The 25,951-nt window shown below is 47.4% G+C and carries 25 protein-coding genes and 1 riboswitch; of the genes, 3 read left to right on the forward strand and 22 right to left on the reverse strand.

The annotated features are described in order from the left end of the window. Positions 1 to 90: 90 nt before the first annotated feature. From ligA to LCM11_RS06695, 8 genes are all read right to left on the reverse strand, one after another. Positions 91 to 2,100 carry an NAD-dependent DNA ligase LigA gene (gene ligA, locus LCM11_RS06660; protein ID WP_224893463.1) on the reverse strand — a complete coding sequence of 670 codons (2,010 nt, stop codon included), beginning with the start codon at positions 2,098 to 2,100 and terminating at the stop codon, positions 91 to 93. 14 nt (positions 2,101 to 2,114) lie between these two features. Next, complete coding sequence (pcrA, locus tag LCM11_RS06665) at positions 2,115 to 4,349, reverse strand: DNA helicase PcrA (protein ID WP_224893464.1); 2,235 nt, start codon at positions 4,347 to 4,349, stop codon at positions 2,115 to 2,117. Between the two features lie 12 nt (positions 4,350 to 4,361). Beyond that, entirely contained in the window at positions 4,362 to 5,057 is a 696-nt protein-coding gene (locus tag LCM11_RS06670) for a heptaprenylglyceryl phosphate synthase (protein WP_224893465.1), read from the reverse strand. A 164-nt stretch (positions 5,058 to 5,221) separates the two neighbouring features. Then, positions 5,222 to 5,827 (reverse strand): YitT family protein, encoded by a 606-nt coding sequence (locus tag LCM11_RS06675; protein WP_014641881.1) that lies wholly within the window; start codon positions 5,825 to 5,827, stop codon positions 5,222 to 5,224. A 60-nt stretch (positions 5,828 to 5,887) separates the two neighbouring features. Next, a complete protein-coding gene (gene thrC, locus LCM11_RS06680; RefSeq protein WP_412098134.1) occupies positions 5,888 to 6,994 on the reverse strand; it encodes a threonine synthase in 1,107 nt (368 codons plus the stop codon). An 809-nt stretch (positions 6,995 to 7,803) separates the two neighbouring features. After that, positions 7,804 to 8,106, reverse strand: a complete 303-nt coding sequence (locus tag LCM11_RS06685) for a YerC/YecD family TrpR-related protein (RefSeq protein ID WP_014641879.1) — start codon at positions 8,104 to 8,106, stop codon at positions 7,804 to 7,806. A 20-nt stretch (positions 8,107 to 8,126) separates the two neighbouring features. After that, positions 8,127 to 9,173 carry a DUF3048 domain-containing protein gene (locus LCM11_RS06690; RefSeq protein WP_224893467.1) on the reverse strand — a complete coding sequence of 349 codons (1,047 nt, stop codon included), beginning with the start codon at positions 9,171 to 9,173 and terminating at the stop codon, positions 8,127 to 8,129. A 39-nt stretch (positions 9,174 to 9,212) separates the two neighbouring features. After that, a complete protein-coding gene (locus LCM11_RS06695) occupies positions 9,213 to 10,958 on the reverse strand; it encodes an adenine deaminase C-terminal domain-containing protein (RefSeq protein ID WP_224893468.1) in 1,746 nt (581 codons plus the stop codon). Between the two features lie 75 nt (positions 10,959 to 11,033). On the opposite strand from LCM11_RS06695, the gene LCM11_RS06700 reads away from it, so the two are divergent. Next, positions 11,034 to 11,285 carry a DUF2892 domain-containing protein gene (locus LCM11_RS06700; RefSeq protein ID WP_014641876.1) on the forward strand — a complete coding sequence of 84 codons (252 nt, stop codon included), beginning with the start codon at positions 11,034 to 11,036 and terminating at the stop codon, positions 11,283 to 11,285. Between the two features lie 85 nt (positions 11,286 to 11,370). Next, positions 11,371 to 11,466, forward strand: a complete 96-nt coding sequence (locus tag LCM11_RS20550) for an EYxxD motif small membrane protein (RefSeq protein WP_412098135.1) — start codon at positions 11,371 to 11,373, stop codon at positions 11,464 to 11,466. Here the strand turns inward: LCM11_RS20550 and purD are convergent. The 14 genes from purD to LCM11_RS06770 all read right to left on the reverse strand — a co-directional run bounded on the left by purD (position 11,440) and on the right by LCM11_RS06770 (position 25,173). After that, positions 11,440 to 12,705, reverse strand: coding sequence for a phosphoribosylamine--glycine ligase (gene purD, locus LCM11_RS06705; protein ID WP_224893469.1), 1,266 nt, complete (start codon positions 12,703 to 12,705; stop codon positions 11,440 to 11,442). The two genes, LCM11_RS20550 and purD, sit on opposite strands and share 27 nt — an antisense overlap. Before the next feature lie 18 nt (positions 12,706 to 12,723). After that, positions 12,724 to 14,253, reverse strand: coding sequence for a bifunctional phosphoribosylaminoimidazolecarboxamide formyltransferase/IMP cyclohydrolase (gene purH, locus LCM11_RS06710; RefSeq protein ID WP_224893470.1), 1,530 nt, complete (start codon positions 14,251 to 14,253; stop codon positions 12,724 to 12,726). Further along, the gene (gene purN, locus LCM11_RS06715) at positions 14,250 to 14,828 is read right to left on the reverse strand and encodes a phosphoribosylglycinamide formyltransferase (protein ID WP_224893471.1); all 579 of its coding nucleotides are present in this window, start codon (positions 14,826 to 14,828) and stop codon (positions 14,250 to 14,252) included. The genes purH and purN overlap by 4 nt, the downstream gene beginning before the upstream one ends. After that, positions 14,825 to 15,847 (reverse strand): phosphoribosylformylglycinamidine cyclo-ligase, encoded by a 1,023-nt coding sequence (purM, locus tag LCM11_RS06720; RefSeq protein ID WP_224893472.1) that lies wholly within the window; start codon positions 15,845 to 15,847, stop codon positions 14,825 to 14,827. The genes purN and purM overlap by 4 nt, the downstream gene beginning before the upstream one ends. An 18-nt stretch (positions 15,848 to 15,865) precedes the next feature. Next, positions 15,866 to 17,278 (reverse strand): amidophosphoribosyltransferase, encoded by a 1,413-nt coding sequence (gene purF / locus LCM11_RS06725; RefSeq protein ID WP_224893473.1) that lies wholly within the window; start codon positions 17,276 to 17,278, stop codon positions 15,866 to 15,868. Further along, the gene (gene purL / locus LCM11_RS06730) at positions 17,254 to 19,482 is read right to left on the reverse strand and encodes a phosphoribosylformylglycinamidine synthase subunit PurL (RefSeq protein ID WP_224893474.1); all 2,229 of its coding nucleotides are present in this window, start codon (positions 19,480 to 19,482) and stop codon (positions 17,254 to 17,256) included. Before purL ends, purF begins: the two co-directional genes overlap by 25 nt. Continuing rightward, complete coding sequence (gene purQ, locus LCM11_RS06735) at positions 19,466 to 20,149, reverse strand: phosphoribosylformylglycinamidine synthase subunit PurQ (RefSeq protein WP_224893475.1); 684 nt, start codon at positions 20,147 to 20,149, stop codon at positions 19,466 to 19,468. Before purQ ends, purL begins: the two co-directional genes overlap by 17 nt. Next, the gene (gene purS / locus LCM11_RS06740) at positions 20,150 to 20,395 is read right to left on the reverse strand and encodes a phosphoribosylformylglycinamidine synthase subunit PurS (protein ID WP_089754368.1); all 246 of its coding nucleotides are present in this window, start codon (positions 20,393 to 20,395) and stop codon (positions 20,150 to 20,152) included. It lies immediately after the preceding gene. Further along, positions 20,383 to 21,105, reverse strand: coding sequence for a phosphoribosylaminoimidazolesuccinocarboxamide synthase (purC, locus tag LCM11_RS06745; RefSeq protein ID WP_318246142.1), 723 nt, complete (start codon positions 21,103 to 21,105; stop codon positions 20,383 to 20,385). Before purC ends, purS begins: the two co-directional genes overlap by 13 nt. Before the next feature lie 127 nt (positions 21,106 to 21,232). Next, complete coding sequence (gene purB, locus LCM11_RS06750) at positions 21,233 to 22,525, reverse strand: adenylosuccinate lyase (RefSeq protein ID WP_224893477.1); 1,293 nt, start codon at positions 22,523 to 22,525, stop codon at positions 21,233 to 21,235. 18 nt (positions 22,526 to 22,543) lie between these two features. Then, positions 22,544 to 23,671, reverse strand: a complete 1,128-nt coding sequence (purK, locus tag LCM11_RS06755; protein WP_224893478.1) for a 5-(carboxyamino)imidazole ribonucleotide synthase — start codon at positions 23,669 to 23,671, stop codon at positions 22,544 to 22,546. Beyond that, positions 23,661 to 24,152, reverse strand: coding sequence for a 5-(carboxyamino)imidazole ribonucleotide mutase (purE, locus tag LCM11_RS06760; protein WP_224893479.1), 492 nt, complete (start codon positions 24,150 to 24,152; stop codon positions 23,661 to 23,663). The genes purK and purE overlap by 11 nt, the downstream gene beginning before the upstream one ends. A 94-nt stretch (positions 24,153 to 24,246) precedes the next feature. Continuing rightward, positions 24,247 to 24,347: riboswitch (purine riboswitch) on the reverse strand. An 84-nt stretch (positions 24,348 to 24,431) separates the two neighbouring features. Then, the gene (locus LCM11_RS06765) at positions 24,432 to 24,632 is read right to left on the reverse strand and encodes an NETI motif-containing protein (protein ID WP_014641863.1); all 201 of its coding nucleotides are present in this window, start codon (positions 24,630 to 24,632) and stop codon (positions 24,432 to 24,434) included. Beyond that, positions 24,601 to 25,173, reverse strand: a complete 573-nt coding sequence (locus tag LCM11_RS06770) for a DUF2179 domain-containing protein (protein ID WP_224893480.1) — start codon at positions 25,171 to 25,173, stop codon at positions 24,601 to 24,603. Before LCM11_RS06770 ends, LCM11_RS06765 begins: the two co-directional genes overlap by 32 nt. A 142-nt stretch (positions 25,174 to 25,315) precedes the next feature. Here LCM11_RS06770 and LCM11_RS06775 point away from each other — a divergent pair, with 142 nt between their 5' ends. After that, positions 25,316 to 25,741, forward strand: a complete 426-nt coding sequence (locus LCM11_RS06775; protein ID WP_224893481.1) for an Hsp20/alpha crystallin family protein — start codon at positions 25,316 to 25,318, stop codon at positions 25,739 to 25,741. Positions 25,742 to 25,951: the final 210 nt, after the last annotated feature.

The following is a 25,951-nucleotide window of genomic DNA, read 5'->3' on the forward strand; positions in this document are numbered from 1 at the left end:
TAACGTGAAACGATGATCTTCCGTGAATTGCGCCGGGCTTTCCTGACTGTCCCAAAGCTCCACTCGTTTACATTAGAGGAGTGGCGCCTTTTACTCCGGCTGAGATACCGCTTGTTTAAACTGCTCTTCGTTCCATATCTCTACATCCAGCTCTTGTGCTTTTGTGTACTTCGAGCCGGCATCTTCTCCGGCAATCAGAATATCCGTCTTCTTACTGACACTTCCCGTAACGTTTCCGCCCAGCTCTTCCACCATGCTCTTAATATCTGAGCGTTTGTATTCTTCCATCTTTCCTGTAATGACGACCGTTTTGTCTGCAAACGGAGAGTCGGCAGGTGCTTCCTGCTTCCTTGCTCCTTTGTATGCCATATTAATTCCCAGTCGTTTTAATTCTTCCAGTAACTGGATGACCTGAGGTTTATCAAAATATCTTGCGATCGAGTCCGCCATTTTCTCGCCGATTTCTGGAATGCCTTCGAGCGCTTCCGCATCAGCCGCTGCTAACTTATCCATATGGCCGAACTCCTGGGAGAGCGTATTGGCTGCTTTTGTTCCCACATAGCGGACACCGAGCCCAAATAACAAACGTTCCATTGAATTTTCTTTCGAGACTTCGATGGAATTTAATAAGTTCTGGACCGATTTTTCACCCATGCGTTCGAGCTTCAGCAGTTCTTCTCGTTCCAGCTTGTACAGGTCTGCGATCGTATGGATCAGCTTTTCTCTGAACAGCTGAGCGATCACCTTCTCCCCAAGACCTTCAATATCCATCGCATTGCGGGATACGAAGTGGATGAGAGCCTCCCTGAGCTGAGCCGGACAGTTCGGGTTGATGCAGCGTAAAGCTACTTCCTCTTCTAAGCGAACAAGTTTGCTTTCGCATTCCGGGCACAATTCTGGCATATGGTATGGTTCTTCTTCACCGCTACGTTCATCCTCTACGACACGAACCACTTCTGGAATAATGTCACCGGCTTTTTTAATAACCACGGTGTCGCCGATGCGAATATCTCGTTCACGAATCAGGTCTTCATTATGAAGAGAAGCACGCTGAACGGTGGTGCCCGCTACTTTTACCGGTTCTAAAATCGCGGTAGGCGTCACAACACCCGTACGGCCGACACTCAATTCAATATCTTTAAGCGTTGTAATCGCCTCTTCAGCCGGGAACTTATAGGCCGTTGCCCAGCGTGGGCTTTTCGCGGTAAAGCCAAGCGCGTCCTGCTGATCAAGACGGTCAACCTTAATGACGATACCGTCAATTTCATAATCGAGGTCCTGTCGTTTTTCTACCCAGCTATGAACATAGTCGATTACTTCCTCAATATCGTTACACTTTCTCCATTCTGGATTCGTTTTAAGCCCGAGCTTCTCCATTTGCTCAAGACGTTCACTATGTGCCTCGGAGGACTCATTCTGCCATTGGCCAATTCCGTAAAGGAAAATATCCAGATTACGCTTCGCCGCAATTTTCGGATCAAGCTGGCGCAAAGAACCTGCTGCTGCATTTCTCGGGTTGGCAAAAGGCTCATCTCCGCGCTCTTCACGTGCTTCGTTCAAAGCGTTGAAGGATTGTTTTGGCATATACGCTTCGCCCCGGACTTCAAGCGTCTCCTGCTCCTTAAGCCTGAGTGGTATATTCCGAATCGTGCGTAGATTTTTTGTAATATCTTCACCGGTCGTGCCATCGCCTCGTGTTGCTCCCCGGACGAACACGCCATCCTCGTAACGGAGGGAAACAGCGAGCCCGTCAATCTTTAATTCACATACATAGCTCACTTCTTCATCTGTGCCTCCGCGCACCCTGCGGTCAAAATCGCGCAGTTCCTGGTCGTCAAATGCATTCCCAAGACTCAGCATCGGTACGTCATGCTGCACTTTTACAAATGCATCGAGCGGTGCACCGCCGACACGCTGAGAAGGAGAGTCAGCTGTTTGAAAATCCGGAAACTCCTCCTCAAGCTCTATCAGCTCCTGCATCTTTTGATCATATTCGTAGTCAGGAACGCTTGGGGCATCGAGCGTATGATATTCATGGCGGTATTGTTCTAGTTCTTCTCTTAGGGAATCTATCTTTTTCTTTGCTTCATCTGCGTTCATAACCATCCACTTCCTTACGCTTTCGTAATCGGTGCATACCGGGCGAGTAGTCGCTTAATACCGGTTGGAGCTGGAAAAGCAATGTCAAGCTCCATTGCATCTCCTTCACCTTGTACATTTACGACGGTTCCTTCGCCCCATTTTTTATGAGCGGCCTTGTCTCCAGGGTTCCAGGTGATTTTTTCGCCGCCTGTAGATTCTTTCGGCTGTGTTTTCTTAGCGGCCCGCTTCTTCGGCTGCGGTGCAGAGCCCTGCGCTCCTGCAGGTTCGCGTTTTTTGTTAAAGAATGGCAGCTCTTCCGGCTGTTCTTTACCTTCTACGAGGTCCTCTGGGATTTCATTGATAAAACGGCTGATCGGATTCATATTCGTACGGCCGTATAACGTACGCATTTTTGCATGGGTAATGAACAGCTGTTTCTCTGCCCTGGTAATCCCTACATAAGCGAGACGACGCTCTTCTTCCATTTCCGATTCTTCCATCAGGGCACGGCTGTGCGGAAACACATTCTCTTCCATCCCTATAAGGAAAACGAGCGGGAATTCAAGTCCCTTGGCAGAGTGAAGCGTCATCAGCGTAACCGTGTCATCACTACTAGGGTCTTCATTCATGGAATCGATATCCGCAATTAGGGCAAGATCTGTTAAAAAGGCGATAAGTGTCTTATCTTCACTGTTTTCTTCAAAGTTCTTTGTGACCGATTTGAATTCTTCTATATTCTCAAGACGGCTTTGCGCCTCTATACTTTTCTCATTCTTCAGCATCTCTTCATAGCCGGTTTTTGTTATGACATCCTGGACCATATCGGTGGCAGACAAAAATTCCTGCTGCTGGGTCCAGTTCTGAATCATTTTACGGAAAGCCATGATCGCCTTGGCTGCCTTTGCACTAACACCAACGAAATCGACTTCCGCTGCTGCTTCATATAGAGATATATCATGGTCAGCCGCGTAAGCCATCATCTTATCCATACTCGTCTTACCAACACCGCGCTTCGGTTCATTGACCACACGCTGGAAACTCAGATCATCATTTGGATTCGCAATTAAACGCAGATAAGCCAGCATGTCCTTAATCTCTTTACGATCGTAGAACTTCGTGCCGCCGATCATCTGGTAAGGTACCCCGGCTTTTACAAAGGTTTCCTCAATGGTACGGGACTGGGCATTGGTACGGTATAGAATAGCTGCATCTTTATATTGAAAGCGCCCCTGTCTGATAAGATCCTCAATTTTGTCCGTCACAAACAAGGCTTCCTCACGCTCAGTATTCGCCTGATGGTAATGGATTTTATCGCCACCGTTATTATCCGTCCAAAGCCGCTTCGGCTTGCGGCCGCTGTTATTATCAATCACGTTGTTGGCTGCGTTCAGAATCAGTTCTGTGGAACGGTAGTTCTGTTCAAGCAGAATTGTACGGGCATTCGGATAATCACTCTCAAAATTAAGGATATTCTGAATGTCCGCTCCGCGCCACGCGTAGATCGACTGGTCGGAATCCCCTACCACACACAGATTCTTATACCGGCTGGCAAGCTGCTTCACCAACTGATACTGGGCGTGGTTCGTATCCTGATACTCATCGACGTGGATATACTGGAACCTGCGCTGGTAATATTCCAGCACTTCCGGTACTCGGTCAAATAGAGACAAGGTCTGCATGATCAAATCGTCAAAATCGAGCGACTGATTTTTGCGAAGCTTCTTCTGATAGCCTTTATAAATCTTGGCAATCTGCTCTTCGTGCATGTTGCCAGCCTTCTGTTCATAGTCTTCCGGCGTCATCAATTCGTTTTTCGAGTTACTGATCGCCCCAAGCATCGCCCTTGGGTCCCACCGTTTGGGATCAAGGTTAAATTCTTTCAATACCTGCTTAATCACGGACAGCTGGTCACTCGAATCCAGAATCGAAAAGTTCCGGTCATAACCAATCCGGTCGATGTCGCGTCTTAAGATCCTTACACACATGGAGTGGAAGGTAGACATCCAGATCTTTTCTCCATCTTTTCCAACGAGAGACTCCACTCGCTCCTTCATTTCACGGGCAGCCTTATTCGTAAAGGTAATCGCGAGAATATTTCGGGGAGCTACATCTTTTTCGCTTAATAAATAGGCAATCCGGTGTGTGAGAACTCGGGTTTTCCCACTTCCTGCCCCTGCCATAATCAGTAAAGGTCCTTCTGTATGAGTCACTGCATTTCGTTGTTCTTCATTCAAGCCTTTAATCAAGGCATTCATTGCTTGTGCCATCGTACACCATCCTTAATCAAAATTAGAATTCTTCGCTGCGCTGACGGTCTTCAAGGCAGCATTAAGGTCTTCGTACAGTACATTACCAACGACAATCACGTCTGCACAGGCACTCATTTCCTCCGCCTGCTCCCTCGACCTGATACCGCCGCCGTAAACGACTGTTGTATGTTGTAATTCATTGGTTATTTTTTTAACAAGTTCAGGATCTCCATAAGTGCCGCTGTATTCTAAGTAAAAAACCGGCAAATGAAACATATGTTCAGCCATCCTTGCATAGGCAAGAACATCCTCTTCATCAGGGAGATAACATTCAGCATGTTTGAAAACTTTAGCTTCTTCATTTAAGACGCAGTAGCCTTCAACTACCATCTGATCCCAATCCACTATGTCGCCATATTCCTTCACCGCTTGATGATGAATATCGAGCATCCACTTTTTCTCACGGCTGTTCAGCACCATTGGAATGAGATACCCATCAAACTCAGGAGCAATTACTTCTATATCTGAAACTTCCAACAGACACGGCACATCATAGGGCTGGACACGGTCAAACAAATCACTCACATTTTCAAAGGTCACACCGTCGGTACCTCCGATAATCACAGCATCCGTACCTGATTCCAAGATCAATTGCAGGTCATGATCCGACAACGTCTTTTGCGGATCCAGCTTGAAGACATGCTTCCACTCGCTCAGTTTGTCCATTTCCGTCCTCCAAAAAAACTTTTATCCATTCACTTATTATAGCAAACTTTGCTTACTGGGTTGAATGGATAAGGGAGATAAATTAGCGAATGTTTTATGTCTAATCTGCTTAAGAGGAGAGGCCTCCGTACTCAAGGACTTTCTGACCCAAACAAAAAAGCCGTTCAATCTAAAATTGAACGACTCGGAAAGAACCGCGACGACGTGCACAGCATCGTCACCAGGCCCACACTTAATATAGTGATGGTGGATAACAGCAGCGTTTCCATGGAGAAAACATAGCCGCTTATTCCAATAATCATAAGGTCGATGAAGAAAATCACAAAACCTACATTCATTCGTGATATATCCGCTATCATTTGGGCAAGGAGGTCAGTTCCTCCGGTGCTTGTCTTATGCCGGAGCATTAGTCCAATCCCTCCCCCTACGAACGCGCCGCCTACGATGGAACTGAGCGCCGGATCAAGTGGCAGGTGATAGGCTCTTAGCCCATGAAGAACATCAATGAAAAAGGAGGAGATGAGCAGTCCATGGAGACTATTATAAAAATAGGCGCGGTACCTGAACCAGGCTATCGTAAAAATCGGGATACTGCACAAAATGATGGTGAAACCGACTTTCAACCCCCACACGTAATTGGCAATCAGGCCAAGTCCGATCATACCACCATCAAGCACATGATCCGGCATGAGGAAAAAGTTGATACCAAGCGAAATAAATAAGCTTCCCAACAGGATCATCAGGCCTTTTTTCAATAAGGATTTCATCATAAAAATCCCCTTTTTGGACAGGTTTCTTCTAGCCTATGCCTGTCCAGCCCTGCTTAGAAGCTATTTTTTCAGCCCTGATCCGCACAGCACCATCACAACCGTCTCATCGGGATGGACCAATTCTGCTTTATGCTGCTGATAAGCCGCGTACGTAGCGGCAGTTGTAGGCTCTACATAGAAACCTTTCGCTGCTAGTTCCTCTCCTGCAGACTTTATGTTTTCCTCAGGTGCAGTCACGATGGTTCCCTTCGTATCTTTAACCGCCTCTATAATTTCTGGCCCGCGCATGGGAGCAGCAATGGCGATCCCTTCCGCCAGCGTGCCCCTGTTTTCTGCCGGGCTCACGGGTTCATCGTTGGTAAAAGCATGGGCAATCGGTGCACAGTTCTCGGACTGCACTCCAATTATTCTTGGCATCCGGTTGATGGCGCCGGCCTCTTTTAAATTCTGAAATCCAATATATGCTCCCAGAAGAAGTGTCCCATTCCCGACCGGGAGAATGAGGGAATCCGGCACCTGTTCCCCCAGCTGCTCCCAGACTTCAAAAGCAAATGTCTTCGTACCTTCATAGAAAAATGGATTGTACACATGACTTGCGTAATAGAGGTTTTCTTTCTCCACTGCTTGCTTTGCGGCCTCAGCCGTGTCCTCACGTGATCCGGGAACCTTATGGATACGAGCCCCGTGGGCTTCAATCTGAGCGAGTTTTTTCTCAGAAGTGGAAGCGGGCACATAGATATGGCAGCTCATACCGGCTCTAGCGCTATACGCGGCAATAGCTGTCCCGGCATTTCCGCTGCTGTCGGCAATGACAGTGGATACGCCGAGTTCTTTCGCCTTTGCGATTAAAACCGCAGCCCCGCGGTCTTTAAAAGAACCCGTTGGCATCAGGTAGTCCATTTTCATTAAAAGGTTAGGATGATCACCATCCAGAGGGACGAGCGGGGTCATCCCTTCTCCCATAGTTATAGAGGTATATGTATCTGTGCTCTCAAAAGGCAAGGCTTCCTGATACCGCCACATAGCTGCCTGTCTCTCTTTAATCTGCTTCATTGGAAATTCCACCGGATACGGCTTCATCCGAAACATACCTTCTTCCGGCTTCCAGTCCGTTCGATTCGGCATATATTCATTGTTCCACTTATCTACAAACAAAGCCTTCACCATCTACACTCCTATCTTTATATATTCAAAAGTTTTCGTCCCTGCATGACACAGGGTCGTTCGACGTTGCCACACGACGCGGCGCTCTTAGTCGAACTTCCCCCTCTCAAAACTTCCAGTAAAACTTCCGATACTTTTAGATTTGATTTCGAGATATTGGTTTGGGCGGAAGGTCCTTCGGGGGACGATTTCGCTTTCCGTGGGCATGTGCTGAGCCTCCTCAGGCTTCGCCTTCCGGGGTCTCACCGATCATGTTGATCCCACAGGAGTCTTCATCGTCCCCCTCCGGACCTTGCGACATATGCAGCTCGAAATCTTGTTCGAAACGCGCCGGTTTATGTTGGAGATAAACTTGTAACTATAAGCGTGTTCGTAAGGATCATTCCCGCTATAGAAGCATTTTAGGAGGATCAATCACCCCTATCGCCTATAGAAGGGTCCGTTCATTCTTCAACCATAGGGTGGCGAAGGAAACGACGAGACTCCCGAGGGAGAAGGAGCTAGGCGAGACCCCACAGGGAGTGACAGCGCCCGAGGAGGCTTATGGTAAAAGGAGGATCGACTAAGGTCGCCACGTCCTGTGGCAACGTCGATCGACCCTACTTCGTGTAGGGTCGCAGGAAAGCGAGTTGTTTCCGTAGCCAGCCTCTCTCTTTTTGCGGCAACGGACCCATAATATCTCGAAATCGAGCCTTACACAATCCGATCCTATAGGATAATAACCCTTTTATGAAAATCATCAAGGTTGTCTAAACCCGACCATACAAAAAAACAGCCCAACTTAATACACGAATTGGACTGCTCCTGCTGGTTTATTCCGTTTTCTTCTCCTGAACACGATCAAGCGCCTGAGTGTAGGCGTCGTTTCCATAGTTCAAACAGCGCTTCACACGTGAAATGGTCGCCGTGGACGCACCTGTTTCCGTTTCGATTTTATGATACGTATATCCATCTCTAAGCATACGGGCAACTTCCAGGCGCTGTGCCAGGGATTGAACCTCATTCATAGTCGCCAGGTCATCAAAAAACTCGTAACATTCTTCCACATTCTGGAGAGAAAGAATCGCTTCGAACAATTGATCCAGCGTCTTCCCGCGTAGTTTATCAATCTGCATGTGTCAAGATTCCTCCTTGGTTACTTTCTATATGTGGTTTCTATTCTAGCTTGTTCCGGGATAATATTCACCCAGGTATTGCCCGGGGTGAAGCGAATGGGGTGTCCATCTCGATAAGGCAGGATCCGCCCGTTCACGTTTTTCCATTCTGCCTCTATTATTTTCCCTTTTCGTAATAGATACCCGTTTCCGCCGGAAGTTAAATCTATAGCCCTCCGGCCTTGTGAATCTATAATGGTATGTCTTGTTTCAACAATCCAAACGTTATCTACAGCTAACCGCTCGCCATTCTCGTGATCGACTGAGGGCTTCCCGTCGCTGGAACGCTCGAAGTTTCCGTCTGACTCACGAAATGAATAAGTAACGGTTTCTTCGGGTCGCTCGGAGTAAATAACGTTTACTTTATCAATGGGCGTACCTTCCGAGTTTTCCCTGTTTTCCTTTTCAAAAGGTAACACCTCGATGCTGCCTGAGGTTGTGTATCCCTTTTCTTTCATAAACCGCTCAATACCCTGCGTCAGCAAATAGGAGTTGTGGGGAGCTTTTCTCTCAGCGGACCTTTCAAACAGCCAGCCATTGTTATCATAGCCTGCTGCGTCCAGGTAAGGGATACCGCTTTCAGCGACGTGACGGTTGATCGCTGTAGAAGCTCCGTGGTACACATACAGTGCGTCGAATCCAGAAGCCAACTCATTAAAATATGGTCTGGCGCTTCTCACTGGTCCTATTGTATCAGGTAGCTGACTATGAAATAAAGCTAAAAAACGGGTGATCTGACCCTCTGCCAACACTTCAAAGACAATATCTGCCTGGCTTAAGCCGGATTGAGGCCGGGCTTTTGTATGATTATTAATCATCACAGAAACCACCCGGCGATCCACCCTGCCCTCCGCCGGTTCTCCGGTTAATGGAAAAACATGATCATCCTCTTCAAGTGACTCGTTCTCGGTAGAAACTCCATCAGGAGCTTCTGGTGAAGGGGCCGGCTCCTGAGGGGACCCGCCCGCACAGGCCTGCAGAGGCATCAGCACACAACCAAATAGCAGCATCCAGGTTAACCTTCTCATCTCGCACTTCCCTCATCATTTTTTTCATATCATTCTATACTATCTCATGATGGAAGGATAGAGTACTTCTTTCTTTTTCACATCCATAATACCAAGCGGTGTGATTCGGATATAGGGTAAATGCATGGATGATAAGAAAAGCAGCGTGTACACAGGATCGGAGAATGAAAAACCGTACTGCTTCAAATATTCCTTCAGTTTGCTTTCTTCCTCCATTAAATCTTCAAGCGGCAGATCAGACATGATCCCGCCAAGAGGAAGTGGCAATTCAAAGAGAATCTTCCCTTGATCTACAAGAACGATTCCACCGCCGATTTCTTTCATTCGGGCAAACGCTTTTTCAATATCCGACCGCGACTTACCAATCAGGATAAGGTCTCCTGTATTGGAGTAAGAGCTTGCAAGAGCCCCAAGCGAATCCGTAAATCCTTTAAGCAGAGTGTTTACGGTCCATTTACCTTCCCGGTCCATGAGCATGAGGAAGGCTTCATCCGTATCGGCTGGAAGCTGTGACGCAGATGCATCAATATCAACCGCATAAGGTTTCATAATCACGTCATTAATCATCTTCATTCCAATCGGCATAGAGAACTGCATATCCTGCTCGTTCATTTCCCAATTAAGATTTAAATGATCAATGCCGTTCTTCTTCCACTGGATAGAGTTCCTAGACTTAATATCCTCTCCATCGCGCTTTATCCACTCTCCTTTAGCGATCACGGAATGCGGAGTCGGGTCCTTGGGATCTGTTAAAAAGTTCAAGTGAGCCACGCGTCCGGAATTAATACTTCCTACCCGGTTTTCAATATTAAAGTGACGTGCCGGCTGATAGGTGGCCATCATATAAGCATCGATGACGGGAACACCTGCCTCTATCGCAAGTCGTATGCACATATTGATCAGTCCTTCACGATAAAAGCCAGGCGTTGATCCATCGGTCGTGTACATCAGGTGATCATAGTGTGTATGATTCTTTTCCTTGAGACCTTTAAAAATTTCAGGAAGATCCGGCCGTATGGACGAGTAGCGGATTCCTGTCTGATAACCGACCGAAAGCCGCTTTATTACATCATCGGCGTTCATGGACTCATGTTCTGAATCCATGCCTAAGAGACGCATTTTTACAAGCGTTTTTTCACTGGCCCCGGGTAAGTGGGCTTCAAGCGGCTTACGGGCACGTTTCGTCTCCTGCATCCAATGCAGGATTTGTTCATCACCATTATACAAGACATCCGTCCAGGCTGTGAGTTCCCCGCCCTGAATGACAGCATCGTGCTCAATCCATGAAACCACCTGCTCATCAAAGGCTTCACGCTCTTCATCCTGCAGGACGGACTGTGGATCGAAACGAGCCCACCAGTACATCGTAGCCGGTAAATCCATGAATTCTTCCAGCAGCGAAAACGCTTTCTCTTTTTTTGTTAAAAAAAGCCACATGAGATTATCGTTGATTAATGATGTGGTACCAGTGCGCGCTGCATATTCCGCTAAGCTTCGGGGATTATATAATTGAAAAGGATGGGCGTGGGGTTCAATATACCCCGGGACAATGTAACTGTCCTTTCCATCAATGATTTCTGTTCCTTCTAGATTGGCAGGAAGCTCCGAACCGGTATAAATGATGCGGTCTTCATACAACCATATATGTCCAGTCATCCATTGTTTTAAATAGACATTTAAATAAGTGGTATGTTTAATTAATTTGGTTGGCGCATGCGTACCATCCATGACGCTTGCGTGTTCACGCAGCTGCCGGTTACGCCAACGGAATCGTGTTTCATTCATGGAGCGTCCTCCTATCGAGTCAATATGTACTATGGTAACACAGGAAGTCTTTATGTGGTAAGGAGGAAGCCGACCATGAAACCAAATATTGGTATCATCAACTCAATGGTTCGAATTACAGCTGGATTAAGTATGCTGACATTACTGACCATTCGAGCAAATAAGACAAGAGAAGTCCATCCTATGCTTGTGGTTCTCGCATCCATGAAAGTAGCGGAAGGTATTGTCCGCTACTGCCCGTTAACCGCAGCCTTTGAAGAAATGGCTGAGGAAACAGACGGCATTGAACAAGGATGGCAGCAGAATCTAAACCAGTTCAGCAGTTAATGATGAAGAAATCGGGTTGATCCCGAAATAAAAAAGGACGGGGCACTCCCCGTCCTTCTTATAAAGGATGAAATCAATGGACTTTATGGAATATTTAACAGACGTCGGATTCGTTGTCATCACGATCATCGGTTCGATCGCCGCCTTATTTTATTTAGGTGTCCGTCGAAGAAATCGATGAGTGTCCGATGTCACGACGATAGAAAAAGTCAGAGAACCCTTCAAAACAGGTCAAATAATCATAAACGCCATCCAGTGCCCGGGCGAGAGTTTTATCTTTAGCACCTGCAAGCAGGACACGCCCGCCGCTGGATACATATCCTTCCTCGTCTTTTTCCGTACCGGCATGTACCGTAAACGCCTGATCGTGTGCTTTTAAGACAGGTAACGGCCGTCCTTTCTCATATCCCCCCGGATATCCGCTCGAAGCGACGACCACCCCTGCACAAACCTCTTTCGACCAGGTAAGCTCAGGGTCCCTTCCTTCCAGAACATCCAGCATTACTTGCACAAGATCATTTTCGAGCAGCGGCAGAACGACCTGCGTCTCTGGATCTCCAAAGCGCGCGTTGAACTCAATTACTTTAGGTCCATCGGGACTTTCAATTAGGCCGGCATATAAAATGCCGGTAAAGGAACGCCCTTCTTTTACAAGAGCTCGCGCCGCCGGCTCAAGAATAGAAGAAACCGCCGTCTGATAGGCTCCCTCTTCTAATTCAGGTACAGGTGCATAAGCTCCCATTCCACCTGTATTCGGACCTTCATCACCATCGAACGCCCGCTTATGATCTCTTGCAGGAATCATGGGGAACACATTTTCACCCTGGACGAAAGCCATCAAGGAAAACTCTTTTCCCTGCAAGAATTCCTCTACGACAACCTCTTCACTAGCTTCGCCAAACTGACCGTCCAGCATCTCTTCTACCGCTTCGATCGCCTGCTCTTTTGTTTCTGCTACGACCACTCCTTTGCCAGCAGCGAGACCATCTGCTTTTACGACAATTGGTGCGCCTTTTTCTTTAATATAGGCAACAGCAGGCTCAGCTTCGGTGAAGGCCTGATAGGAAGCGGTAGGAATCTTATACTGCTCCATGATCTGTTTCGCGAAATGTTTGCTGCCTTCGATCAGCGCAGCTTGTTGAGTAGGTCCGAAAACCTTTAAGCCTGCTTCCTGAAAGGCATCGACAATCCCTTCAAGCAGCGGATTTTCAGGACCGACTACCGTCAGGTCAACTTCGTTTTCTTTAGCAAAACGTACTAACTCCTGCTGATCGGTTTCCGGTATAGCTACACGCTCCGCCAATTCTTCCATACCAGCATTTCCAGGTACGGCATAAAGCATCGTTGCCTGTTCACTCTCCGCAAACTTCTGTATGAGGCTGTGTTCTCTTCCACCTCTTCCGATGACCATGATTTTCATGCCTGTCCACCTCTTCCTCTAATGTTTGAAATGACGCATTCTAGTAAATACCATGGCGATGCCGTGCTTATCGCAGGCATCAATCGAATCCTGGTCACGCTTCGAACCACCCGGCTGGATGATCGCGGTAACACCTGCTTCAGCCGCTGCTTCGACTGTATCCGGCATTGGGAAGAAGGCATCAGAAGCCATAATGCTCCCTTTCGCTTGCTCATCGGCCTGCTCGAGAGCAATTTTCGCAGCACCTACACGGTTCATTTGACCCGCACCGACGCCCAGTGTACGGTCGCCTTTAGCAATGACAATCGCGTTCGATTTCACATGCTTCACCACTTTCCAGCCAAGCTTCAAATCATGCAGCTCCTGATCGGTCGGCTTCCGGCTGGTCGCTACTTCAAGCTCCGTTACATCAACAGAACCTTCATCCGTATCCTGAACAAGCAGACCTCCGCTTACACTCGTCAGCTTATGCGTCTGCTCCTCTGCTTTTTTCATTTCAACCGTAAGCAGGCGCAGGTTTTTCTTTTTCGTCAGAATATCGAGAGCTCCCTGACTGAAGGAAGGGGCAATGATGATTTCAAGGAAGATCTCTTTTAACTTAGCGGCTGTTGCTTCGTCCACTTCTCGGTTCAAAGCTACAATACCACCGAAAATAGAGACTGGATCTCCTTCGTAGGCCTTAACGTATGCGTCGTAGATGTTTTCACCCACGCCTACGCCGCATGGGTTCATATGTTTCACGGCAACCGCTGCTGGCTGTTCGAATTCAAGTACGACTTCAAGCGCTGCATTAGCATCCTGAATATTGTTATAGGATAGCTCTTTGCCATTCAGTTGTTCAGCCTGCGCAAGAGAAGCACCTTCATAATTCGCTTTTTTATAAAAGCTTGCGGATTGATGAGGGTTCTCTCCATATCGTAAGGATTGAACTTTCTCATACGTAGCGGTGTACGTTTCCGGGTAAGCTTGTTCCGTCTTAGCGGTAAAATACTCCGCAATCATAGCATCGTAGTTTGCCGTATGGCGGAAAACTTTCGCCGCAAGGTTACGGCGTATCTCATAAGTTAGTTCATCTTGTAATCCGGCAATTACTTCATCATAGTCAGCCGGATCTACGACAACTGCTACATCTTCAAAACTCTTGGCTGCTGCCCGCAGCATCGTCGGTCCGCCGATATCTACGTTTTCAATAGCGTCCGCTTCTGTGACGCCAGGGTTCGCGATCGTATCTTTAAATGGATATAAATTAACGGCCACCAGATCAATCGTCTGGATATTCAGTTCATCCAGCTGCTGCATATGGTCTTCATTGCCGCGCTTGGCTAAAAGACCGCCATGTACGGCCGGGTGAAGGGTTTTGACACGCCCGCCCATGATTTCAGGGAAATCGGTAATTTCAGAAATCGACAGCACCGGAATACCTGCTTCTTCAATCGTCCGCTTTGTTCCTCCGGTCGAGATTAGTTCGTAGTCTAGTTCATGCAGCTGCTTCGCAAAATCTGTTAATCCTTGTTTGTTTGATACGCTGAGTAAGGCGCGTTTCTTCATTTCGATTCCTCCTTGACCAGTAAAGACTGAATAACTTCCGGGTACAGCCGATGTTCGACCGCCTGAATTTTTTGTTTTACATCTTCTTCGGTATCGTCCTCTTTAATGCGGATAGCTTCTTGATCGATAATCGGTCCGGTGTCCATACCATCATCTACAAAATGAACGGTCACACCCGTAACTTTCACTTTTTTATCAAGTGCCTGACCAATCGCATCTTTCCCTGGAAAGGCCGGCAGCAGAGATGGATGAATATTTACGATTCGGTTCTGATAGGGTTTAAGCAGCGTCGGTCCAAGCAGCCTCATGTATCCAGCCAGCACGATGTAATCAATACTTCTTGAGCGGCAGTCTTCAAGAAGAGCTGCTTCGTAGGCCGCTTTATTTTCATACACTTTCGGTGTAAACACGACGGTATCAATATCATGACGCTGGGCTTTTTCAATCACAGGAGCCCCGACACGATCACAGATCAAAAGAGAAATATTTGCTTCAAGATCTCCTCTTTCAACGGCTTGAACGATGGCATCAAAATTCGAGCCTGCGCCTGAGGCAAAAATCGCTATATTTCTCATACCCAGTGAATTCCTTCCTCATCTGTAACCTGCCCGATAACCACCGGTGTCTCCCCGGCTTCCTGTAAAGCAGCAAGTGCCGCTTCCTTATCTGCTTTCGACACAACCGTAACCATTCCGATACCCATGTTAAACACACCGAACATGTCCTCTTCGGTTAGGTTTCCGTGATGCTGTAAGAAAGAGAAAATGGAAGGAGCTGACCAGCTTGTCCGGTCTACTTGAGCCCCGAGCCCTTCAGGCAGCGCCCGAGGAATATTCTCATAAAAGCCGCCGCCTGTAATATGAGCAATACCCTTAATGGTAACAGCCTGTTTTAACCGCTGAATCGCCGGGACGTAAATTCGCGTTGGTGTAAGAAGCTCCTCTCCAAGCGGGCGCTGGAATTCAGGGTACACTTCGTCCAGCTGCAGCTCGCTTGATTCTATGATTTTTCGAACTAGAGAAAAGCCGTTAGAGTGCACACCTGATGACGATAGACCAATAAGCACATCTCCCGCTTGAATCGATTCCCCGGTCACCAGCTGTTTCTTATCGGCCATCCCTACGACAAAACCGGCCAGATCATATTCTTCAAGCTCATACATCCCTGGCATTTCGGCCGTTTCTCCTCCGATAAGAGCCGCTCCCGACTGTTCACAGCCATCCGCAATCCCTTTGACGATCTGTTCGATACGCGCCGGTTCATTTTTTCCACAGGCGATGTAATCTAAGAATAAAAGGGGATCTGCTCCCTGTGCCGCAATATCGTTCACACACATCGCAACCACATCCACCCCGATCGTATCATGTTTATTCATTTCAAAGGCAAGTTTCAGCTTCGTGCCTACGCCATCCGTACCCGTGACGAGAACCGGTTGCTCATACTTCATTTCACTAATATCGAACAGCCCGGCAAAAGCGCCAAGGCCTCCCATCACTTCTTTACGCATCGTTCGCTGCACATGTTTTTTCATGCGCTCGACGGATTCATAGCCAGCTTCCACGTCTACACCGGCCTGTTTATACGATTCACTCATCGAGGTTCCCCCATTTCTCTACAGCTTTTCATATGGATGTGCGGTATTCGGATAAATCTCTGTCGGATAATTGCCCGTGAAGCAGGCCATGCATCCTCCGTGTTCGATCGATTCTTCTCCTTGATAGATGGCTTCGTTCAAACCATCAGGACTAAGGAAAGTCAGACTGTCGGCGCCGATCTGCTCTTCAATTTCTTCCACCGAGCGGTTAGAGGCAATCAGTTCGCCGCTGTTCGCCGTATCGATCCCGTAATAACAAGGATTTTTAATCGGAGGAGAAGCGATGCGCACATGAACCTCGCTGGCGCCCGCTTCTTTGAGCATTTGGACAATGCGCCGGCTGGTTGTTCCGCGCACAATGGAGTCATCGACCATAACCACTCGTTTTCCTTCGACAATACCTCGGACGGCTGATAGTTTCATTTTCACCCCTTGCTCACGGAGTTCCTGAGAAGGCTGGATGAATGTACGGCCTACGTAACGGTTCTTAATGAGACCAAGCTCATAAGGAATTCCTGATTCCTCCGCATAGCCGATAGCCGCTGATATGCTTGAATCCGGTACACCTGTGACTACATCCGCTTCCACTGGTGCTTCCTTGGCGAGCGCTTTACCCATTCGCTTCCGGGATGCGTGAACGTTTTTTCCGTCCAGGTTGCTGTCCGGTCTTGAAAAGTAGACATATTCCATCGAGCAAAGGGTTCGCTGGATCGGGGAAGCATAGCGTTTCGCTTCTACTCCCTCATTTGAGATGACCACAAGTTCACCCGGTTTCACTTCGCGTTCGTGTGTGGCCCCGATCACGTCGAATCCACACGTTTCAGAAGAAACCACCCAGGCGTCACCCATTTGACCAAGACTGATCGGGCGGAGCCCCCTCGGATCATTTGCGACAAACATTTGATCTTCTGTCATTAATAAGAAGGCATAGGCTCCCTTAATCATGGATAGAGCCTCCATAATGGCTTCATCGAGAGGCAAATGACGTGCTCGTTTAATTAAGTGGGCCACTACTTCTGTGTCAGAGGTGGTTGTAAGGATACTTCCCTGTCCTTCAAGTTGACTTTTCAGCGCCTGAGCGTTGACCAAATTACCGTTATGAGCAAGAGCAAGACTACCCGTCTGAGACCGGAAGACCAGCGGCTGAATATTTTCGTAACCGCCGTCGCCTGCTGTCGCATAACGGACATGTCCAGCAGATGCATGACCTTTTAACTCCTGGAGCTGGTTCTGGGAGAAGACCTCATTGATCAACCCGTGTCCTTTATGGAGCTTCATTTGTTTCCCGTCTGTTGTAACAATTCCGGCACCTTCCTGACCGCGGTGCTGCAAAGCATGCAATCCGTAATACGTCAGCTGGGCAGAATCAGGATGCCCCCACACGCCGAAAATACCACATTCTTCATTTAAACCTTTGATTTCACCAGGCATGGGATCGCTCCTTTCCACGTATGTTTAAGCTTCGTTGTCTGATCTTCCAAAATGACTTGATCGTTCGACAGGATGCGATACCCCCCGTCCCCTTTAACATTTCCGATTACACGGCCTTCAGGGACCAATTTCTCAAATGCTTCCCGATCTTCCGGCTTGACTGACAGAAGGAAACGAGATTGGGTTTCTGAGAATAAAGCGGTGGTTGGGTCACCTTCAATGGTTACTTCACAGCCTAATTCCTGCTCAAATAAACTCTCAGCCAAAGCCACTCCAAGTCCGCCTTCTGCAAGATCGTGGGCCGACTGCACGAGACCGGAACGAATTGCCGTCAGTACCTGGTTCTGACGCTGCGCTTCTATTTGTAAATCAATGGCCGGAGCCGGTCCGAAGTGACGGTCTTCCAACAGTCCCTGAAGTTCGCTTCCACCAAACTCAACTTTCGTTTCTCCAATGAGATAGATCAAATCACCATCTTGTTTCATATGGGAGGTGGTAATCTGTTCGGTATGCTCAATTAACCCGACCATGCCGACAACGGGAGTAGGGTAAACGGCCTGACCTCCAAATGATTCGTTATATAAGGAAACATTGCCGCTGATGACCGGTGTCCCCAGTTCATTACAGGCTGCGCTCATTCCGTCTACACTCTTTTCCATTTGCCAGAAGATTTCCGGGTTTTCCGGAGATCCGAAGTTCAAACCGTCTGTTAGTCCGAGAGGTCGGCCGCCGGAGCAGACAATATTCCGGGCTGCTTCCGCAACAGCAATTTTGCCGCCGACTTCTGGGTCCACATAGATATAGCGGGAGTTACAGTCAGTCGTCATCGCAAGAGCTTTATCCGTGCCTCGAACCCGTAATACGGCTGCATCTGAGCCAGGAGATACAACGGTGTTCGTCTGGACCATGGAATCATACTGGTCATAGACCCATTCTTTACTGGCAATAGTCGGCTGACTTAAAAGATTATGAAGGGTGTACCTATGGTCCGTTACGGTTGGGACGTAAGGCTCCATTGCCTGGAAATCGTTATAGTAAGCCGGAATCGCAGAAGGCTGATGATAGACAGGAGCGTCCTCCGCGAGGCTGTCCACCGGTACATCCGCCACCATCTCTCCTCGATGCTCGAGGCGGAAGCGCTTCGTATCCGTAACTTCTCCTACTGCCACAGCATCCAGATCATATTTACGGAAGACTTGTGCGATTTCTTCTTCGCGTCCTTTTTCTACAACAAGCAGCATGCGTTCCTGAGACTCAGACAACATCATTTCATAAGGTGTCATGTCCAGTTCGCGCTGAGGGATTAAATCAAGGTTCATCGTCATGCCCGTCCCGGCTTTACTGGCCATTTCACTAGCTGAGGAAGTAAGTCCTGCAGCTCCCATATCCTGAATACCTACAAGAGCTTCGTGCTGAATAACATCCAGACAAGCTTCAATCAGAAGTTTTTCCATGAATGGGTCTCCGACCTGTACCGAAGGACGCTTCTCTTCAGATTCTTCGGAGAGCTCCTCAGAGGCAAAGGTTGCCCCGTGAATACCATCCCGCCCGGTCTTAGCTCCAACGTACATCACTGTATTGCCGATCCCGGCTGCAATTCCTTTTTGAATATCCTTGTGCTCGATCAACCCTACACACATAGCGTTTACAAGCGGGTTGCCGTTGTAGGCATTGTCGAATTGGACCTCGCCTCCTACTGTCGGGACGCCGACACAGTTGCCGTAGCCCGCGATTCCACGGACTACTTCTTCGAACAAATACTTAACGCGAGGCTGTTTCAGCGATCCAAATCGAAGGGAATTGAGTAAAGCAATCGGGCGTGCCCCCATGGAGAAGACGTCTCTTAAAATACCGCCCACTCCAGTCGCTGCTCCCTGATAAGGCTCTACAGCAGAAGGGTGATTATGACTTTCAATTTTGAAAACAACCGCCTGATCATCGCCAATATCGATGATGCCAGCGCCCTCTCCTGGACCTTGTAAGACTTGCGGGCCTTCTGTTGGAAACTTCCTCAGAAGCGGTTTGGAGTTTTTGTAACTGCAATGTTCCGACCACATAACAGAGAATAGACCGGTTTCTGTATAATTCGGACGGCGGCCGAGAATCTCTTTAATGGAAGCATATTCTTCATCCCGCAGGCCCATTTCACTGTAAAGCTTTTGCTGTTCGATCTGTTCCGGGCTGATTTCAAGCTTTGATGGCATGGTTATTCCTCCAATGTGTCAAAATAGACTGGAACAAACGCAGTCCGTCTTCATTTCCAACGAGAGCTTCCACCGCTCGTTCCGGGTGAGGCATCATGCCAAGCACATTACCTGCTTTGTTTGTAATCCCAGCGATGTCACCTACGGATCCGTTGGGATTGTTCTCATATGTGAAAGCAATCTGGCGATTATCTTTCAGCTCCTGATAAGTGGCTTCATCACAATAATAGTTTCCGTCGCCATGAGCAATCGGGATGCTGATTTTTTCCTGTGGTTCATACTCACGGGTGAACATGGTTTCCGCATTTTCCACCTTCAATGTTTCGAAATGGCACATGAACTTCAGATGCTTATTGGATAACATAGCTCCTGGTAAAAGCCCCATTTCAAGGAGAATCTGGAATCCGTTACAAACACCAAGTACCGGTTTGCCCGCTTCCGCTGCTTCACGGATCTGACCAATCACATCCGAAGTAGAAGCGATGGCTCCTGAGCGCAAATAATCTCCATAAGAGAATCCGCCCGGTAGAAGAACGGCATCATACGAGCTCAACTCCGCTTCCTGATACCAGACAAGATCGGCTTCTTCTCCGAGGGCGTCTTTGACAGCGAAGTACATATCACGATCACAGTTGGAGCCTGGAAATACGACGACAGCAAATTTCACTTAGACAACCTCCTCGATCGTGTAGGTGTAATTTTCAATGACTGGGTTCGCAAGCAATTGATCGCACATCTTATCTACCTGCTCTTCAATATCGTTCGTGTCTTCCATCATAACTTCCATATACTTGCCAACACGTACCTCGCTGACGTTTTTATACTCCAGGGAATGAAGGGAGTTCTGTACGGCTTTCCCCTGGGGATCAAGAACCCCTTCTTTTAATGTGATGTAGATCTTTACTTTGCGCATGCGTTTTCCTCCAGTCGTTGTAATATGAGTTCGTATGTTTCGATCAGGTTCCCAATGCCCTCGCGGAAGACATCCTTATCCAATTTCTGTCCGCTCTCTAAATCCCAAAGACGGCAGGTATCCGGGGAAACTTCGTCAGCCAGGACAATCGTTCCGTCTTTTAAGCGTCCGAATTCCAGCTTGAAATCCACTAGCTGCAGTCCAGCCTGCTTAAATAGTTCGATTAAATGTTCATTGATCGTAAGGGCCATTTCTTTAATGCGGGTTAATTCCTGTTCGCTGACATCTGTCAGGTGATAGGCATGAACGTCGTTAATGATCGGATCATCCAGTTCATCTTTTTTATAAAATAATTCGACAATGGGCGGGGTGAAGGTTGTTTTTTCTTCGATACCAAGCCTGCGTGTTATGCTGCCGGCAGCGACATTACGAACAACCACTTCGAGAGGAATGATGGTCGTTTTCTCAACTAATTGTTCCGTATCGTTCAACGCTTCAATAAAGTGGGATGGAATATGTTGCAGCTTTAAATAATCAAATACTCGCGAGGTAATCAAATTGTTCAGCCGGCCTTTGCCTTCAAATTGATCTTTTTTCTTGCCGTTAAAGGCGGTGGCGTCGTTCTTATAAGATAAAATTAAATGTTCCGGCTGATCCGTCACGTGATAAACTTTCTTGGCTTTTCCTTCATATAACAGCGAACCCTTCATCAATAGACACCTCACTCAAATATAGAAATAAAAAGATCTGGCAGTTTAATAAATTGATAGTTTGGTAATTTATGTATGACCTGGTCTGTAAATACTTGGAGGACCAGGTCATACAGTTATTGGTAATTTACAGGCCGATGCGGCTGAAGATGCGATCGACGTTTTTCAGGTGATGCTTGTAATCAAAGCAGGCATCCAGCTGTTCTTCTGACAGCGTCGCCTTGATCTGCTCATCCGCTTCTACCAGTTCACGGAATGGAACACCACGTTCCCACGCTTCCATGGCTTTGGGCTGTACCAGATCATAAGCTTCTTCACGGACCATGCCTTCATCAATCAGCGTCAGCAGCACTCTTTGAGAGAAAATCAATCCGTACGTTTTCTCCATATTCTCCTGCATCCGTTCCGGGAAGACCGTCAAATTCTTAACGATTGAAGCGAAACGATTGAGCATGTAGTTAATAGCAATCGTCGCATCTGGCAGAATCACGCGCTCGGCAGACGAATGAGAGATGTCCCGCTCATGCCAAAGAGGCACATTTTCAAAAGCAGTTACCATTTCTCCGCGCAGTACGCGAGCCATGCCCGTCATATTCTCCGATCCAATCGGGTTTCGTTTATGCGGCATTGCAGACGATCCTTTTTGGCCTTTCGCGAAGAATTCTTCTACCTCCCGCGTTTCTGTCTTCTGCAGGCCGCGGATTTCTACGGCAATTTTCTCGATAGATGTCGCAATCAAGGCCAATGTAGATACGTAATGAGCATGACGGTCACGCTGCAGCGTCTGCGTGGATACCGGTGCCGGTGCAATGCCCAGCTTTTCGCACACATACTCTTCAATAAAAGGATCAATGTTTGCATATGTTCCAACGGCTCCAGAAAGCTTCCCAACTTCAATGTGCTTAATCGCAAGATCCAGGCGTTCCAGATTACGCTTCATCTCTTCGTAATAAAGAGCCAGCTTCAATCCAAACGTGGTAGGTTCTGCATGTACACCATGCGTACGCCCCATCATCACTGTATGTTTATGTTCGCGTGCCTTCTCCCCTAAAATCTCAATAAAGTTTACGAGATCTTTGCGGATAATGGCGTTTGCCTGCTTTAACTGATAAGAAAGGGCCGTATCTACGACATCCGTTGATGTCAGGCCATAATGGACCCATTTCCTTTCTTCACCGACTGTTTCAGAAACAGCGCGGGTAAAAGCAACCACATCATGACGAGTTTCTGCTTCAATTTCATGAATTCGCTCCACGTCAAAAGAAGCTTTCTCTCTCAATTTCTTCACGTCATCCTTTGGAATATTTCCAAGTTCACTCCACGCTTCACAAGCCAGCAGTTCTACCTCAAGCCAGGCTGCATAACGGTTTTCTTCTGTCCAGATAGCCCCCATTTCAGGCCTTGTATATCGTTCTATCATCGTCTTCCTCCTCGGTCTCTACCATAAATGTATTTGATTTTCTTGAATTCTCTCGTCAATCTCTTCCAGGCTTGTCCCTATGAACGTGAGATGACCCATCTTGCGGTTCGTGCGTGCGTCCTTCTTTCCATAATCATGAAAATGGACATTACGGTAGTATTCCAGCTTATCAATCAGAATTTGCCGATGTTTACCCAGAACATTCACCATAACGGCTGATGGAAAAGAATGAACCGGCAGCAGCGGAAGTCCGCAAATCGCCCGTACATGCTGTTCAAACTGCGAGACATTACAGGCTTCAATGGTAAAATGACCAGAGTTATGCGGCCGCGGGGCCATTTCATTAATAAAAATGTCGTCTCCGCTCACGAACATTTCGACGGCAAACGTACCTACAATTCCCATCTGTTCCGATAGGCGTTTTACCGCTTCCTGCACCTTTTCCACCAGGGTTTCACCTAAATCCGCAGGCACTCTCGATTCATGTAAAATATGATTCTTGTGAATATTTTCAGGGATAGGGAAATACGTAATCTCACCGTTAGCAGCACGCGTAAACACTTGTGAGATTTCCATATCGAATTCGACCCACTGCTCCACGATATACGTGCGTCCTTCTTTAATAAATTGCCGCGCCTTTGCTGCTTCATCTTCATGTTCGACCTTCAACTGACCTTTTCCGTCATATCCACCGCTGGTCGTTTTAATGACCGCGGGATAGCCAGTCTTATCAAGAGCCTCCAGGAACTGCTCGTAACTATTGACAATGTCGTAAAAAGGAACTGAAAGACCAGCTGCGACGGCTTCCTGCTTTTCCTTGGCGCGGTTTTGGGTTACTTCCAAAGAGTAAGCACCTTGAGGTAATTTTCCGTTACTTTCAAACAAACGGGCCACTTCAAGGTCTACATTTTCAAATTCATACGTAATGACATCGCTGCGCTCGCTCAGCTGTTCAGCCGCTTCCACATCATCATAAGCACCGACGATGTGTTCATCAGCCACCTGGGCGCAGGGGCAGTCTTCGGCAGGGTCAAGAACCGCAATCCGATACCCCATATGTTTGGCAGCTACGGCCATCATTCTTCCGAGCTGACCTCCACCTAAAATACCGATCGTTTGACCTGGTCTAATTACATTAGGATCCATTTAAATCGCTCCTCATATCTTCGACCTTATTTTTCATCTGCTCGCGATACGCATCCAGACGCTCCGCTGTCTCCGTATCAAAAGCTCCGATCATTTCCGCCGCCAGAATCCCTGCATTTTTCGCTCCGGCCTTTCCAATAGCCACTGTCGCAACAGGCACGCCGCCTGGCATTTGCACAATAGACAACAGCGAATCGAGTCCCTGAAGTGATTTCGATTCTACTGGAACTCCAATGACAGGCAGGGTGGTTTTTGCCGCCACCATCCCTGGCAAGTGAGCCGCTCCACCAGCTCCTGCAATAATGACTTTCAATCCTTTTTCCCTCGCCTGTTCCGCATAGGTAAACATATCCTCCGGGGTGCGATGGGCAGAAATGATTTCTTTTTCATACGAGATTTGTAACTCATCTAATACATCACAGGCATTCTTCATCGTCTCCCAATCGGAGATACTACCCATGATAACACCTACTTCAGCCATGTTTATCCCTTCTTTCATTAAAAAAACCTGCTCAAGCTCCCTCAAATCATGAGAGGAGTTGAACAGGCATACGTGTCGACTGTTGATTGATATAGAATGCTTGGACTCCCCTCATAGTCCGGGAATTCATGGTTCCCAGGTAGAGACGAACGGGCCGTATTCCCGTCCTATATGAGGTTCCTTTTATGCAATTTCTGCTTCCATCATATCAATAGCCGTAAACAAATGTCAACGTAAATGACGAACATTAAAAAAATATAAACTTAGTATCGTTCGTGTTTATTCCTTCACCGCATGAAATACAATCCGTTTACTCACGGGTTCCATGACTTTTTCACCATTTTTCGTCTCTTCACGAAATATCGGCTCCTCCGCCCGGCGCACAGGAAGATAGCCTTCCTTCTTCATACGATCCAGGCATTGACCAATGGTTTCATGCTCTTGCACTTCAAAGCGCTTCTTGTTGTTGTTTTTCGGCATCTTCGCGGATCTTTCCTTTCCTAACGGATTTAACCCAGAATCCGCCATGAATCTGCTTAGGTTCATAAGCTATAATAAATGCTTTAGGATCAATGGTGCGGATGGTTTCATACAAAGAAAGTTCATACTTTCTCGGTGTTAAAATCTGCATAGCCAACCGATCGCCTTCCATCCCATAAGCATACCAGCTCGTAACTCCGTATCCTTTCTCACGAAGTCTGCGGGTAAAATCAATATCCGGGTCTGAAGAAATAACGTTAACCGTAATATACCCTAAAGCAAGCTTCTCTTCAATCTTCATACCTACGATGACACCAAGACCGTAACCGATGGCGTAAGCAATAACATTTTCGATCTGATCCAAACGCTCAAGCACAATCCCTAAACCATATATATAGGTAACAATTTCAAACATGCTGAGGAAAGCTGCCGTGTAACGGCGGCCTTTTAAGGTAAAAATCATGCGCATCGTTAAAAACGATACATAAACAATATTAACAGCCAAGATAATTCCAATCAGCAATAACGGATTTTCAAACATCCAGCACCCTCCTGCCTCTGCCCCTCTTACTATTCAGGATATTCACCCATGGGCTCTTTCTTGCATACACTATAAACTATGAGAAGTCTGGGACACAATCATTTTTCATCGCAAATACTGACAAATTATGGAGGGTGATGACATGAATCAATTTAAAGACTGGAAATCCAATTTAGACCGGTTTTTCGGCAATGAGTTCTGGGGCGACTTTGAGGGAATGATGAAGCCTTCTATCCCTCATATCAATATGTATCAGTATGATAACGAGCTTTTATGCTATGTGAATATTCCTGGAATGAGCCATCCGAAAAATGTAGAAGTACTCGTCGATCACACCACCCTCACGATAAAAGGAAAAATTGAGATCAACCATCGCGGTGGTCACCAGCTAATGTCTGAAATCGCCGACGGAACTTTCGAACGGAGCATTGATCTGCCTTTCCCTGTCCGGAGCGACAAAATGGAAGCCACCTATAAGCATGGACTGCTTGTTATCCAGCTTTATCGACACGTTACAGACAAAACGCTGCAGAAACCACTAAGCATTCGCCATCTTGAAGATGAATAAACACGACAGTCACCACGACTGCCGTGTTTTTTATAAAAGACTTATTAAGCTAACGGACCGGATTGTGTAACACTCGATTTCGAGATATCTCGGGTCCGTTGCCTAAAATCGATGAGGGCGGCTGCGGAAACAACTCGCTTTCCTACGGGGGAACTGGCAAGCCTCCTCGGTCGCTTCACTCCCTGTGGGGTCTCGCCTAGCTCCTTCTCC

This window comes from Halobacillus halophilus (assembly GCF_020171985.1).
GTDB classification, from domain to species: Bacteria; Bacillota; Bacilli; order Bacillales; family Halobacillaceae; genus Halobacillus; species Halobacillus halophilus_A.

Excerpts from the sequence above, each read along its gene's own strand:
- purH (WP_224893470.1), bottom strand. The coding sequence starts at position 14,253 with ATGAAGAAACGCGCCTTACTCAGCGTATCAAACAAACAAGGATTAACA.
- LCM11_RS06775 (WP_224893481.1), top strand. The coding sequence starts at position 25,316 with ATGAATCAATTTAAAGACTGGAAATCCAATTTAGACCGGTTTTTCGGC.
- ligA (WP_224893463.1), bottom strand. The coding sequence starts at position 2,100 with ATGAACGCAGATGAAGCAAAGAAAAAGATAGATTCCCTAAGAGAAGAA.
- LCM11_RS06670 (WP_224893465.1), bottom strand. The coding sequence starts at position 5,057 with ATGGACAAACTGAGCGAGTGGAAGCATGTCTTCAAGCTGGATCCGCAA.
- LCM11_RS06700 (WP_014641876.1), top strand. The coding sequence starts at position 11,034 with ATGAAACCAAATATTGGTATCATCAACTCAATGGTTCGAATTACAGCT.
- LCM11_RS06770 (WP_224893480.1), bottom strand. The coding sequence starts at position 25,173 with ATGTTTGAAAATCCGTTATTGCTGATTGGAATTATCTTGGCTGTTAAT.
- LCM11_RS06685 (WP_014641879.1), bottom strand. The coding sequence starts at position 8,106 with ATGCAGATTGATAAACTACGCGGGAAGACGCTGGATCAATTGTTCGAA.
- LCM11_RS06765 (WP_014641863.1), bottom strand. The coding sequence starts at position 24,632 with ATGCCGAAAAACAACAACAAGAAGCGCTTTGAAGTGCAAGAGCATGAA.
- LCM11_RS20550 (WP_412098135.1), top strand. The coding sequence starts at position 11,371 with ATGGAATATTTAACAGACGTCGGATTCGTTGTCATCACGATCATCGGT.
- purK (WP_224893478.1), bottom strand. The coding sequence starts at position 23,671 with ATGGATCCTAATGTAATTAGACCAGGTCAAACGATCGGTATTTTAGGT.
- purS (WP_089754368.1), bottom strand. The coding sequence starts at position 20,395 with ATGCGCAAAGTAAAGATCTACATCACATTAAAAGAAGGGGTTCTTGAT.
- purM (WP_224893472.1), bottom strand. The coding sequence starts at position 15,847 with ATGAGTGAATCGTATAAACAGGCCGGTGTAGACGTGGAAGCTGGCTAT.
- pcrA (WP_224893464.1), bottom strand. The coding sequence starts at position 4,349 with ATGGCACAAGCAATGAATGCCTTGATTAAAGGCTTGAATGAAGAACAA.
- LCM11_RS06690 (WP_224893467.1), bottom strand. The coding sequence starts at position 9,173 with ATGAGAAGGTTAACCTGGATGCTGCTATTTGGTTGTGTGCTGATGCCT.
- thrC (WP_412098134.1), bottom strand. The coding sequence starts at position 6,994 with ATGGTGAAGGCTTTGTTTGTAGATAAGTGGAACAATGAATATATGCCG.
- purC (WP_318246142.1), bottom strand. The coding sequence starts at position 21,105 with ATGAAGGGTTCGCTGTTATATGAAGGAAAAGCCAAGAAAGTTTATCAC.
- purB (WP_224893477.1), bottom strand. The coding sequence starts at position 22,525 with ATGATAGAACGATATACAAGGCCTGAAATGGGGGCTATCTGGACAGAA.
- purF (WP_224893473.1), bottom strand. The coding sequence starts at position 17,278 with ATGCCTGGTGAAATCAAAGGTTTAAATGAAGAATGTGGTATTTTCGGC.
- purN (WP_224893471.1), bottom strand. The coding sequence starts at position 14,828 with ATGAGAAATATAGCGATTTTTGCCTCAGGCGCAGGCTCGAATTTTGAT.
- LCM11_RS06695 (WP_224893468.1), bottom strand. The coding sequence starts at position 10,958 with ATGAATGAAACACGATTCCGTTGGCGTAACCGGCAGCTGCGTGAACAC.
- purE (WP_224893479.1), bottom strand. The coding sequence starts at position 24,152 with ATGGCTGAAGTAGGTGTTATCATGGGTAGTATCTCCGATTGGGAGACG.
- purL (WP_224893474.1), bottom strand. The coding sequence starts at position 19,482 with ATGCCATCAAAGCTTGAAATCAGCCCGGAACAGATCGAACAGCAAAAG.
- LCM11_RS06675 (WP_014641881.1), bottom strand. The coding sequence starts at position 5,827 with ATGATGAAATCCTTATTGAAAAAAGGCCTGATGATCCTGTTGGGAAGC.
- purD (WP_224893469.1), bottom strand. The coding sequence starts at position 12,705 with ATGAAAATCATGGTCATCGGAAGAGGTGGAAGAGAACACAGCCTCATA.